This is a genomic window from Arthrobacter sp. RAF14 (assembly GCF_052114185.1).
Classification (GTDB): domain Bacteria; phylum Actinomycetota; class Actinomycetes; order Actinomycetales; family Micrococcaceae; genus Arthrobacter_E.
Genome location: NZ_JBFREG010000001.1, coordinates 1,333,408 through 1,345,664 on the forward strand (window position 1 = coordinate 1,333,408; position 12,257 = coordinate 1,345,664).

The following is a 12,257-nucleotide window of genomic DNA, read 5'->3' on the forward strand; positions in this document are numbered from 1 at the left end:
GCATGGCGGCCACCAGGACATCACCCTTCCCACCCGGGCCGAGGGGGCCCCTTTACCTGATGGGCCTCCTCGGAGCGGTCAATGCCCTCGGGCTGGTGCTGCTGGCCCAGGCCCTGGCAGGCGGGATCGCCCTGCTTGCCGCGGGCCGGGCCGACGACGGCGGAACGCTCGTCACGCTGGTCATCGGCGGAGTGCTCGGGGCCCTGCTCCGGGCGGGCTCCGCGTGGGGGCAGTCGGTCGCCGCGCGGTCCGCCGTCGTCGAGGTCAAGGAGAGCCTGCGGACCCGCCTGCTCGGAGCGCTCCTCGGTGGACGCCGGCCGGCGTCGTCCCGCGGACGGGGAGCCGACGCGCTGCTGGCCACCCGCCGGCTGGACGAACTGGACCGCTACTACACGGAATTCCTGCCCAGCCTGGTCAACTGCGCCACGGTGCCGTTGATCCTCGGCGCGCGGATCCTGCTGGCCGATTGGCTCAGCGCGCTGATCATCGTGCTGACCATCCCGCTGGTGCCGCTGTTCATGGTCCTGATCGGAAGGCACAGCCAGGAGAGCCTCGCGAAGGCCTACCGTTCGCTGGACGTCCTGTCCTCGCACCTGGTGGAACTCGCCCGGGGTCTGCCGGTGCTCCTCGGGCTGGGCCGTTCGAAGGACCAGCGCGCGGCGCTGGAGGCAGTGGGCGAGCAGCACCGTAAGGAGTCCATGGCGACGCTGCGGACCGCTTTCCTCTCCGCGCTGGCGCTCGAACTGATCGCGACCATCTCCGTGGCGCTGGTGGCCGTGACGATCGGCGTGCGACTGGTCCACGGGCAGATGCCTCTTGAGGCGGGTCTCCTCGCGCTCATCCTGGCTCCGGAGTGTTACCAGTCACTGCGGGCGATGGGCTCCGCCTACCACGCGAGTGAGGACGGCAAACTAGCGCTGGCCGCCGCGGATGCGGTCCTCGACGCTCCGGAGCCGGCCGGCACGCAGGTGGAGCGGGTGTCCTCCGATTCCGCGCCCGGGATCGCGCTCGACGGGCTGGCCGTGACGTTCCCGGACCGCGGGATCACGCTCGGACCCGTGACCGCCACCGTGCGCCCGGGCCGGATCACCGCCCTCACCGGCCCGAGCGGATGCGGCAAAAGCACCCTGCTCGCGGCCCTGTCCGGCACCCTGGAACCGGCGGCCGGGGCGGTGGGAACGGTCCTTCGCCTCGGCGGGACAACCAGGGACGCCGACCGTCCGGAGGACGCGGTGTCCGCCCCGCTCACCGTGGCCTATGCGCCCCAGCATCCGGAGTTCCTCCGGGAGCGGGTCCACGACGAATTGCTGTTCTGGGGCGGGGAGCGTGCCACCGCGGAGCAGCTGGAGCGCAGTGTGCGACTGGCCGCCGCGGACGACCTGCTGGATCTCCGGATCGCGGACCTCAGCCCCGGCGAACAGCGCCGTGTCGCTCTGGCGCGGGCCTTCCTGCTGGCGGAACTCGGCGCCGAGGTCCTGCTGGTGGATGAGCCGACGGCACACCTCGACCCGGAACGCGCCGAGGTCATCCGCGCTTCGCTCCGCGAACTCTCGGCCGTGCTGCCCGTGATCCTGGTCAGCCACGACCCCGGAACGTTGGCACTGGCGGACGACAGCGTCCCGGTCCACGGCGAGGCGGCGCGGACGCAGGAGGCCACGGCCACTGGCCACGGCCCCGAGGCAGCAATCCGGACTCCCCCCGGTGAGCGGCACGACGACGGCGCCGAGTCGCCGAACGCTCAGGTGCCGCCGTCCGGCGTCACACCCGGGCCTGCGACCGGCTCCCTGCTGGCCGGTTCCCGCTGGCGACTCGTGCGTGCGGCGGCGCTCGGCGTCCTGGCACAGCTCTTCTCCGTGGCCCTGGCCGCCCTGTCCGGCTGGCTGATCGTCCGGGCGAGCTCGCAGCCGCCGATCCTGTACCTCATGGCCGCGATCGTCGGGGTGCGGTTCTTCGGGATCGGCCGCGCGGTCCTGCGGTACTGCGACCGACTGGCGATGCACGACGCCGTCTTCCGCCTGACCACCCGGCTGCGCGGCCAGGTCTGGGAGGGTCTCTCCGGGCGGTCCCTGGGCATCCGCCGGGTCATGCAGGGCGGCAACGTCCTGGACACCGTGGTGGCGGACGTCGATGAGTACCGGGACATCCTGCCCCGGGTCCTGGGACCCCGGTGGATCGCCCTGGGCACCTCGGTTCTCGCGCTGGTGGGCACCGCGCTGGTCCTGCCGGCCGCGGTTCCGGTGACGCTCCTGGTCTGTCTGGTGGGGCTGTTCCTGGCCCCCGCGGTCGCGCTGTGGGCGGATCGTCGTTCCAGCCGCGCCGTGCTGGACAGCAAGTCGGCCCTGCTGCGCTGGGTCACGGCCGCTCTGCAGGCCGGGAAGGATCTGCGGGGCAATGGCCTCAGTGAGCGTGCCGTCGTGGAGGCGGGACGGCTCTCCGGAGCCATGGTCCGTGCCTTCCGTCGCGCCGCCTGGGCGGAGGGCGCCGGCTTGGCGCTCACGGTCCTGGCGTGCGCTGCAGGTGCGGCCGCCGTCGTGGTCCAGTCGGTGGTCCTCGGGACGGGACAGGAGCTTGCGGAACGCACCGCCGTGGTCGCCTTCATGCTGCTGGCGCTCCAGGAACCGTTCCAGGCCCATCTGTCGGCGAGCCGCCTGAAGCCCGCGCTCCGCCGTCTGGAAGAGCGCCTGACCGCCGCGACCGCTCCCGAACCCGTCCAGGAGTCGCACGGAACCCGGACGGTGGAGCCGTTCGCGGTGGCCAGTGGTCTGTCCTTCGACGGACTGGCGGTCGCGTGGCCGGACACGGACGCCGTGTTCACCGGGCTCAGCGGTTCGGCCGCGCCGGGGCGGTCGCTGGGGATCTCCGGTCCGTCGGGCAGTGGCAAGTCGACGCTGCTCGCCGCCCTCCTCGGATTCCTGCCGCCCCGTGAGGGGTCCGTCACCGTCTCCGGGCGCATCGCCTGGTGCCCGCAGGAGTCGCATGTCTTCGACTCGACCGTGCGGGGCAATCTGTCCTTGGCCCGGCCCCGCGGAGAGGCCGACGGTGACGAGATGCTCTGGGAGAGCCTCCGCCGCGTGGGCCTCGACGGAGTGGTCCGGAGCATGCCGGATGGCCTCGACACTCGGATCGGCCCGGGCGGGAGCTTCCTCTCCGGTGGACAGCGGCAGCGGCTTGCCGTTGCGAGGACCGTGCTGGCGGGGGCGACCGTGCTCCTGCTCGATGAGCCGACCGCTCATCTGGACGCCCAGGCCGCCGATGCCCTCCTGGCCGATCTCCTCACCTCGCTGGAGGGGGAGACGCTGGTGGTGGTGTCGCATCGCGAACCGGATCTGTCGCGCCTGGCCGGACAGCTGGACCTGGGACTCCGGGAACCGCTGGACGGCTCGCTGCGCCGCGCCTGACCGGACGGCCCGGGATAGGCTGGCCGGATGACTGAGGAATTCGGGGGTCTCCTGGTCCGCACGCCGCGGCGGACCGACATTCCGGCGTGGGCGCAGCTCATCGCCCGGATCGCCGGGGCGGAGCGGCACACCTGGTACGAGAAGGCGGAGGACCTTGAGACGTTCTTCGAGCTGCAGGACGCGGAATCCGACGCGATCCTCGCCTTCGACGACGACGGCGTGCCGCGCGCCCACGGTCGGCTCACCGCCGTGGGGGACGGCGCCGTCGTCCGCAGCGAAGGCGGGGTGGACCCCGACTGGCGACGGCGGGGCATCGGCGAGCACGTCCTCGGCTGGCAGCAGGAGCGGGCCGGCCGGATCGCCGCCGAGCGTGGTCTGCCCGGAACCGCGCTGCGCGCCCAGCACGAGGAACACGTGGAGGGCCCGGCGCAGCTGCTGGAGTCCGCGGGGTTCGGGGTCGTGCGCTGGTTCCACGAGATGCACCGCGGCCTGGACCGGGTGCCCCCGGAGCGGCCTCTGGCACCCGGGTATGAACTGCTGAACTGGACGCCGGAGCTGGACGAGGCGATCCGCGTCCTGCACAATCTCGCGTTCGCCGGTCACTGGGGGAGTGCACCGCGCTCCGAGGAGTCCTGGGCTCGCCGCGTGGGGAACCCCGAGGTGCGGAGAGCGTGGTGCACGGTGGTGCGGGAGACGCGCAGCGGGGATCCGGTGGCCTATCACCTGGGCAGCCACGATCCTGAGATCGAGCGCCTGCACGGTCGGGTGGAGGGCTACACCGAGCTGATCGGCGTCCACCCGGAACACCGGGGCCGGGGACTCGCCCGCGGGCTGCTGGAGGACGCCGTCCGGCGCTTCGCAGCCGACGGGATGACCACGGCCGCGCTGGACATGGACTCCGGCAACGGCACCGGGGCGCTGGCGCTCTATGAAGGGGTGGGCTACCGCGTGGTGAACCGCGCCCCCGTCTGGGAGAAGGCGGTGCCCGCTACGCCGTGACGTCGTGCAGGTGGTGCACCACGTCGTGGAGGAAGTAGCTGGAGAGCGACCCCACCGTGAACTGCGAGCCGTTGCTCCGCACGCCGCGATGCGTCAGCAGATCCTCGGGGACCTCCTCGAACGCGCGGGCGGTCAGGTCCGTCTCCTCGGCGATCTGGTGCGCGACGCGCCGGGGGCTCTCCTGGCGATACTCCTTGGCCACCGCGGTGGCATCCTGGTCCCAATTGGCGAACTCCACCCCATCACGGCCCAGCATGAGGTGCAGCCGCTCCCGGAAGAGCTCCAGCACGTCCCGCACATGCGCGGCGTACTCGAGGGGCGACCACGTCGACTCGTCCGGACGGACCGTGACATCGGGGCGGGCCAGAACGGCCTCCCACCGGGCCGGATGAGTCCTGATCTCCCGGGCGACATCCGCGGGAAGGACGTTCCCGGGGTCGAAGCCGCATTCGGGGCAGACCCTCTCGGTCACCCAGGTCCAGTCCTTCACATCCGGTTCAATCGCCATGGGTCCAGCATAGCCAGGGAAGCCCGCGGGCCGGTCGGCGGCCTGGGCGGGGACGGCCGTCCTCAGCCCAGGCTCGGGCCGATCAGATCCACGGACTGGCTCAGGGGCACGCCCGAACCATCGCGGCGGCCGTGCTCCTGCGGCAGGGACCGGGCGACTCCCGCGGCACTGGACGCGCGCGCGGGACCATGGCCGGCCCAGGCCAGGAGCAGGCGGTCCTCGCCCTTCAGGAATCGATGTGCCCGGACACCGCCGGTCGCACGGCCCTTGACCGGGAACTCCGCGAAATCGCTGACTTTCGCGGCGCCGGGGCTGGTGCCGGGCAGCGCGTCGGACGATCCCGCGATGGTGACCACGACGGCGGAGGGATCGCCCGCGGCGACCACGCCGAAGAAGATCGCCTCGTCGTCGTCGGCCAGTTTGATGCCCGCCATGCCGGCCGCCGTGCGCCCCTGAGGCCGGACCGCGGTGGCGCCCATCCTGAGCAGCTGGCTGGAGCGTGACACGAAGATCAGTTCGGAGTCGTCCGGGGCGGGGGCGATCGAGAGGACGCGGTCCTTGTCCTTGAGGCTGATCGCCTCCCAGTCCTCACGGTTGAGGGGGTAGTCGGGCTGCAGGCGCTTGACCACGCCCTGTGCGGTCCCGAGGGCCACCACTTCATTGAGGGGGACGATGCCGATGACCTTCTCGCCCTTGGGCAGCGGCAGGAAGTCCTTGACCGCGACGCTGGTGGCGAGGTTCGGAGCCCCGCCGGGCATGGGGACGACGGGCAGGTCCATGACCTGGATGCGCAGCATGCGGCCCAGGTCGGTCACGGCGCCCAGTTCGCCGCGCGCCGTGCTGCGGACGGTGGAGACGAACACGTCGTGCTTGGAGCGGGTGCCCGGATCGGCCAGGGGCTCCGCGGAGTCCGTACGGGCCACGACGCCGGAAGCGCTGAGGACCACCCAGCAGGGTTCGTCCGCGATCTCGAGCGGAAGCTGCTGCGCGGCCGCCTTCTTACCCGCAGGAGCGGCGGCGAGGGCCTTGACCGGCACATCTTCCTTCTCCAGGAGGACGGTGCGCCGAGGCGTGCCGTACTGCTCGGCGACCTCCGCCAGCTCGGAGGAGACCACTTCGCGCAGCCGGGCGTCCGAGCCGAGGATCTCCTCGAGCTCAGCGATCTGCCGGCGCAGTTCGTCCCGTTCCTTCTCCAGTTCGATCAGCGAGTACTTGGTCAGCTGCCGGAGACGCAGTTCCAGGATGTAGTTGGCTTGCGCCTCGGAGAGGTCGTAGATGGACATGAGCCGCTCGCGGGCCACGGAGGCCTCGTCGCTGGAGCGGATGATCTGGATGACCTCGTCGATGTCCACGATCGCGATCAGCAGACCCTCCACCAGGTGGAGCCGGTCCTTCTTCTTGCCCAGGCGGAAGGCGGTGCGTCGGCGGACCACGTCCAGGCGATGGCCCAGATAGACGTGGAGCAGCTCCAGGAGGCCCAGTGTGCGCGGCTGGCCGTCCACGAGGGTCACGTTGTTGATGCCGAAGGAGTCCTCCAGCGGCGTCAGACGGTAGAGCTGCTGGAGGACGGCCTGCGGGTTGAAACCGTTCTTCAGCTCGATCACCAGGCGCAGGCCGTTCTGGCGGTCCGTCAGGTCCACCAGGTCGCTGATCCCGGCCAGCTTCTTGGCGTTGACCGCATCCTTGATCTTCTCGATCACCTTCTCCGGACCCACCATGTACGGCAGTTCCGTGACCACCAGGCCCGTCCGGCGGGCGGACAGCTGCTCCACCGTCACCTTGGCCCGGGTCTTGAAGCTGCCACGGCCTGCGGCGTAGGCGTCGCGGATCCCGTCCAGACCCACGATCCGGCCACCGCCGGGGAGGTCCGGGCCGGGGATGAACTTCATGACGTCGTCCAGCGTGGCGTCCGGGTGCTCCAGGAGATGCCGGGCGCCTGCGATGACCTCCACCAGATTGTGCGGGGCCATGTTGGTGGCCATGCCCACGGCGATGCCGGAGGCGCCGTTGACCAGGAGGTTCGGGAAGGCGGCCGGGAGGACTTCGGGCTGCGTGAGCTGGTTGTCGTAGTTCGGGACGAAGTCCACCACGTCTTCGTCGAGATTCCCGGTCATGGCCATGGCGGCCGGCGCCAGGCGGGCCTCGGTGTAGCGGGGTGCGGCCGGGCCGTCGTCGAGCGAACCGAAGTTGCCGTGCCCGTCGATCAGCGGCAGGCGCAGCGAGAAGTCCTGGGCCATGCGGACCATGGCGTCGTAGATCGCGGCGTCACCGTGGGGGTGCAGCTTGCCCATGACCTCGCCCACCACGCGGGCACTCTTCACATGGCCCTTGTCGGGGCGCAGGCCCATGTCGCTCATCATGTACAGGATGCGCCGCTGCACGGGCTTCATGCCGTCCCGGGCGTCCGGGAGGGCACGGGAATAGATCACCGAGTAGGCGTACTCGAGGAAGGACGTCTCCATCTCCGTGGTGACGTCGATCTCGACGATGTTCTCGGTGAACGGCTCTAGGGGCTGTGTGCCCCGGGTGGTGGTGCGGCGCGCCATGGATGTACGGAAGACCTCGTGTTTGGTGCAGCGCGCCCCGATGGCGCGACGACTACGCTAAGCCTATGGCGCGCGCGGCTGACAATGCTGGATATCCGGACTACTGGGAGGCCGATGTCGTGCTGCGCGACGGTGGGACCGGTCACATCCGGCCCATCGCCCCCTCCGACGCCGAGGCCGTGCAGGCCTTCCATCAGTCCCAGTCGCAGTCGTCGATCTACCTGCGCTTCTTCAGCTACAAGGCCAAACTCAGCCGGAGTGAACTCAAGCGCTTCACCGAGGTGGACCACCGGGACCGCGTCGCCCTCGTGATCACGATCGCCGGAGAGATCGTCGGCATCGCCCGGTACGACCGGCTCGACGGCACCCGTGAAGCGGAGGTCGCATTCAACATCTCGGACCGGCACCAGGGCCGTGGCCTGGGATCCATCCTCCTGGAGCACCTGGCCGCGGCGGCACTGGAGAACGGCATCCGCAGATTCACCGCGGAGGTCCTGCCGGAGAACCGCAAGATGCTCAGCGTCTTCGCCGACGCCGGCTACGAGGTCCAGCGCCAGCTCGAGGACGGCGTGATCCTGGTGGGCTTCGACATCGACCCCACCGTGAAGTCCCGCGCCGTGATGGAGTCGCGGGAGCACCGGGCCGAGGCCCGCAGCGTCCAGGAACTCCTGGCGCCCGCCTCGGTGGCCGTGATCGGCGCCAGCCGCCATTGGGGCAAGATCGGCCACGAGGTCATGGTGCACCTGGTGGAAGGCGGCTTCACGGGGACCGTCCACGCGGTCAACCCCTCCGCCCTGGAAGTCGGCGGCGGTCTGAGCTACGGAAGCATCACCGAGGTGCCCGGGCCGGTGGACCTGGCCGTGATCGCGGTTCCCTATGAGGAGGTGCCGGGTGTGGTGGCCGAATGCGGCGCGGCCGGGGTGCGCGGCGTGCTGATCATCACGGCGGGCTTCGCGGACGACGGCGAGCGGGGCCTCGCGCGGCAGAACGAGATCGTGCGCCAGGCCAGAGCGGCCGGCATGCGCGTGATCGGCCCGGCGTCCCTGGGGCTGATCAACACGGATCCCGCCGTGGCGCTCAACGTCTCCATGGCGCCCGGCATGCCCGCGCCCGGTGGGCTGGGGCTCTTCAGCCAGTCGGCCGCCGTCGGGATCTCGCTGTACGCCACCGCCCAGCGGCGTGCGGTGGGCATCTCCAGCTTCGTGTCCGCGGGCAATCGCGCGGATGTCTCCGGCAATGACGTGATGCAGTACTGGGAGGACGATCCGCGCACCCGCGCCGTGGGCCTCTTCCTGGAGTCTTTCGGCAACCCCCGCAAGTTCTCCCGGATCGCCCGGCGGCTGGCCCGGAGCAAGCCGGTGATCGTCGCGAAGCCGGAGACCATCGGCCTGAGGCTGCCCCCGGGGCACGCGGTGCGGACCACCCAGGCCCCGGCCCGTGCGCTGGACGCCATGCTGCGGCAGGCGGGGGTCATCCGGGTGAGCACCATGGAGGAGCTGCTGGACGTGGCGCAGCTCGTGGAGGCCCAGCCGCTGCCCCGGGGTGGACGCGTGGGGATCCTTTCGAACTCGCTGAACCTGGCACGGATCGTGGCCGACACCGCCGAAGGGCACGGGCTCACCGTCGGCACGGTGCAGGGCGCTCTGGCGCTGCACGGCGGTCAGTCGGCGGCCCTGGCGCGGCTGCGCCGGGAGGTTCAGGCGCTCCAGGTGGATGCCACGGTGGACAGCATCGTGGTCACCTTACTGCCCTCGCTTGGCCTGGAGCATCAGGTCCTGGTGGACTGCCTGGTGGCGCTTTCGAGGGACAGCGGGAAGCCGCTGGTGGCGGTCTTCCCGGGCAATTTCGACCCCGCGTTGCGGGAGAGCGGGGTACTCGGCGGAACGCCCGACGGCCGGCAGGCCCTGCCCGCCTTCGAGAGCCCCGGCGCCGCACTCGCCGCCCTGGCTTCCGTGGCGGGCTACGTGCGGTGGAGGGAACGGGAACTCTCCGCCGAGGCCGCGCCGGACATGACCGGTGACCTGGCTTCGCGGGACTCGCGGGAGCAGGCCGCCTCACTCCTGGCGGAGTGGCTGGGGCCCGTGCGCGGGCCCCAGCTCGTCGCCCTCGACCAGGACCGGCTGGAGGCGCTTCTGGCCTGCTACGGGATCAGCGTGCTCCCGTCCCGTCCGTTCAGCACCGTGGCGGAGGCCCAGGAAGCGGCGGAGGAACTCGGCTGGCCGGTGGCCCTGAAGACGCTCAGCCCGACGCTGCGGCACCGCCTGGACCTCGGGGGAGTCCGCTTGAACATCCAGGACGCGGAGTCGCTGGCCCGGAACATCGCGCAGATGAAGGACGTCCTGGCCGTGTACGGGGCCACGGACCTGGAGGTGCAGTCGATGGCCGGGGTGGGACAGGCCTGCACGGTGCGTGCGATCGAGGATCCGCTGCTGGGCCCCGTGGTGGCCTACGGGCTGGCCGGCGACGCGGTCAAGCTGCTGGACGACTGGGCCTACCGGGTGCCGCCCCTCAGTGAAGAGGAGGCGCGTGAGTTCGTGAACGCCCCCAAGGCCTCGGCGAAGCTCAACGGCTACGAGGGGCTGCCCGCCGTCGACACGGACGCACTCGCGGAGTTGCTGCACCGGGTGGCGGAGCTCAAGGACAGCCACCCGGAGATCGCGCTCCTGGAGTTCACGCCGGTCCTGGTGGGGCAGGAGGGACTGAACGTCCTGTCGGCGACGGTGCACATCGCCAACGCGGCGCAGCGCACCGACAGTGCCCGAAGGGCTCTGCGGAACCAGTGAGCCGTGCCACGTCACGGCCAGGGGCGGCCCCTGGGGGAAGCCGCATTCGCGTGGACCGGCCGGCTCATGGGAAAATGGGTCTCATGAGCCAGCCCAGCAGCGCCTCAAAAGCACATCCTCTGAGCGACCTCCGGGCCGCCGTGGACCGGGCGGGTTTCTACCCCCGTCTGGTCATGGACGTCATCCAGGACGCCCTGGACGGACAGATCCCGCTCCAGCAGCTGGTGCATCTGGAGACCCACTTCGACCGTGCCGAGGTGCGCCGTCATGTCACGGCGCTGGTGCTCACGCGGGATGTCCTGGTGGTGGTCCACGTGGATGACCACCAGCTCGATGAGCAGGGCGAACAGGTCATGGCGCAGGTCTCGACCGAGACGGTGCCCCTGCACCAGATCCGCAGCGTGGTGCTGGGCTTCGTCTATGCCCAGCCTCAGGAGTACAGCGGCAAGGAGCAGCCGCGTGAACTCACCCTGTCCATCGCCTGGTCCGGCGGACGCCGTCTGGACCTCATGCCCGCCTCCTGTGGCGATCCGCAGTGCGAGGCCGACCACGGACTCAACGGCACCAGCAGCGCCGAGGACATCGTGCTGCGCGTGAGCGCCGAAGCCGACGGCCCCAAGTCGCTCAAGCAGGCCCGGAACTTCGCGCATTCCCTCCGTTCCGCCAGCACCGGCCAGCGCGTCGGCGACCTTCTCGAGACCCCGGCCGTGCCGGAGCCGCGCGGTGACCGGGCGCCTCACGCGCCGGTCCGCAAGCCCGCGCGCGGCCTGGCCGCGCTCTCGGGACGCCTCGGTTCACGCAGCAGCCACCGCCAGTGACGGAAACGACGACGACGGCGCTGCCGCCGCGCCCCGCGTACGGCCGCCGCAGCATCGCGGAGCTGCTCAGCAGCGCGGCCTCCGCGGCCGGCGCCACCGGACTGCCGAACGCCCTGGGGATCCCCGCCGCGAACCGGGTGTGCCTGGTCCTCGTGGACGGCATGGGCGCCCAGGTCCTCAAACGCTACGCGGCCCACGTGCCCTTCATGCGTTCCCTGGCGCAGGCCGGGGACTCCGGTCTGCCCGCACGCCTGGACGCGGCGTTCCCCAGCACCACGGCCAGTTCGCTCGCAAGCCTCGGAACGGGTGAGGCACCGGGTCAGCATGGCATGGTCGGTTACGACGTCCTGGATCCGGCCCAGGGCAAGGTGGTCAACCAGCTGGGCAACTGGGACGCCCGCGTCGATCCAGCGGAGTGGCAGCCGTTGCCCACCGTGTTCGAGCGGGCAGCGGGCCAGGTTCCCGTGCATACGGTCAGTCTGCCCCGGTTCGAGAGTTCGTCCATGACCAACGCCGCGCTGCGCGGGACCGAGTTCCACGGTTCGGGCACGCTGGCGGGCCGGATCGGCGCCGCCGTGGACATTCTTCAGAAGCCCGGTCTGGTGTACTTCTACCTCAATGACGTGGACAAGGCCGGGCACAAACACGGCGTGGATTCGCCGGAATTCCTCTCGGCTCTCGAAGAGGTCGACTTCACCCTCCGGCAGCTCGCCGCGCGCCTCCCGCAGGGCACCCGGGTGCTGGTCTCGGCCGATCACGGCATGGTGGATGTGCCGCGGAGCGGCCGGATCGATTTCTCGGCCTTCCCGGAGCTCGTGGAGGGTGTCCGTCATACTGCGGGCGAACCCCGCATGCTGCATCTTCATCTGGAGGACGGCCGGGACGCCTCCGCGCTCCGCCAGGCCTGGGAAGACCGTTTCGGCGACCGGATCTGGGTCCTGGAGAAGGCTCAGGCCGTCGCCGAGGGCTATTTCGGCGCCGTCCGGGACGAGGTCCTGCCGCGGATCGGCGACCTCCTGATCCTGGCGCGTGAGCAGGTCGCGTTCTTCGATCTGCGCAGGATCAGGCCTGAGGCGATGGAGATGGTCGGCCAGCACGGTTCGCTGACCAAGGCCGAGCGGGAAGTGCCGGTGCTGAGCTTCCTGGCGAACGGTCCCAAGGCCGGGAGCCGTGGCGCGACGGGCCGTCGCCGCTCCTGACGGAAC

At 70.9% G+C, this 12,257-nt stretch carries 7 protein-coding genes; 5 read left to right on the plus strand and 2 right to left on the minus strand.

The genetic code is table 11. The features are described from left to right. The first annotated feature begins 2 nt into the window (after positions 1 to 2). Both cydD and AB4Y75_RS06285 read left to right on the plus strand, forming a co-directional pair. The gene (cydD, locus tag AB4Y75_RS06280; protein WP_441434988.1) at positions 3 to 3,398 is read left to right on the plus strand and encodes a thiol reductant ABC exporter subunit CydD; all 3,396 of its coding nucleotides are present in this window, start codon (positions 3 to 5) and stop codon (positions 3,396 to 3,398) included. A gap of 27 nt (positions 3,399 to 3,425) precedes the next feature. Then, positions 3,426 to 4,397, plus strand: coding sequence for a GNAT family N-acetyltransferase (locus AB4Y75_RS06285; RefSeq protein ID WP_441434989.1), 972 nt, complete (start codon positions 3,426 to 3,428; stop codon positions 4,395 to 4,397). On the opposite strand, the gene AB4Y75_RS06290 is transcribed toward AB4Y75_RS06285, so the two are convergent. Further along, a complete protein-coding gene (locus AB4Y75_RS06290; protein WP_441434990.1) occupies positions 4,387 to 4,905 on the minus strand; it encodes a DinB family protein in 519 nt (172 codons plus the stop codon). The genes AB4Y75_RS06285 and AB4Y75_RS06290 overlap by 11 nt on opposite strands. A 62-nt stretch (positions 4,906 to 4,967) precedes the next feature. Then, on the minus strand, positions 4,968 to 7,451 hold the full coding sequence (locus AB4Y75_RS06295; protein WP_441434991.1) for a DNA gyrase/topoisomerase IV subunit A: 2,484 nt from the start codon (positions 7,449 to 7,451) through the stop codon (positions 4,968 to 4,970). 65 nt (positions 7,452 to 7,516) lie between these two features. On the opposite strand from AB4Y75_RS06295, the gene AB4Y75_RS06300 reads away from it, so the two are divergent. The 3 genes from AB4Y75_RS06300 (at position 7,517) to AB4Y75_RS06310 (ending at position 12,251) form a co-directional block, all read left to right on the plus strand. Then, positions 7,517 to 10,234, plus strand: a complete 2,718-nt coding sequence (locus AB4Y75_RS06300; protein ID WP_441434992.1) for a bifunctional acetate--CoA ligase family protein/GNAT family N-acetyltransferase — start codon at positions 7,517 to 7,519, stop codon at positions 10,232 to 10,234. Between the two features lie 83 nt (positions 10,235 to 10,317). Continuing rightward, positions 10,318 to 11,052, plus strand: a complete 735-nt coding sequence (locus AB4Y75_RS06305; RefSeq protein WP_441434993.1) for a DUF5998 family protein — start codon at positions 10,318 to 10,320, stop codon at positions 11,050 to 11,052. Beyond that, positions 11,049 to 12,251: an alkaline phosphatase family protein gene (locus AB4Y75_RS06310; RefSeq protein WP_441434994.1), complete on the plus strand. Its 1,203-nt coding sequence runs from the start codon at positions 11,049 to 11,051 to the stop codon at positions 12,249 to 12,251. The genes AB4Y75_RS06305 and AB4Y75_RS06310 overlap by 4 nt, the downstream gene beginning before the upstream one ends. Positions 12,252 to 12,257 lie beyond the last annotated feature (6 nt).

Excerpts from the sequence above, each read along its gene's own strand:
- AB4Y75_RS06300 (WP_441434992.1), top strand. The coding sequence starts at position 7,517 with ATGGCGCGCGCGGCTGACAATGCTGGATATCCGGACTACTGGGAGGCC.
- AB4Y75_RS06295 (WP_441434991.1), bottom strand. The coding sequence starts at position 7,451 with ATGGCGCGCCGCACCACCACCCGGGGCACACAGCCCCTAGAGCCGTTC.
- AB4Y75_RS06290 (WP_441434990.1), bottom strand. The coding sequence starts at position 4,905 with ATGGCGATTGAACCGGATGTGAAGGACTGGACCTGGGTGACCGAGAGG.
- AB4Y75_RS06285 (WP_441434989.1), top strand. The coding sequence starts at position 3,426 with ATGACTGAGGAATTCGGGGGTCTCCTGGTCCGCACGCCGCGGCGGACC.
- AB4Y75_RS06305 (WP_441434993.1), top strand. The coding sequence starts at position 10,318 with ATGAGCCAGCCCAGCAGCGCCTCAAAAGCACATCCTCTGAGCGACCTC.
- cydD (WP_441434988.1), top strand. The coding sequence starts at position 3 with ATGGCGGCCACCAGGACATCACCCTTCCCACCCGGGCCGAGGGGGCCC.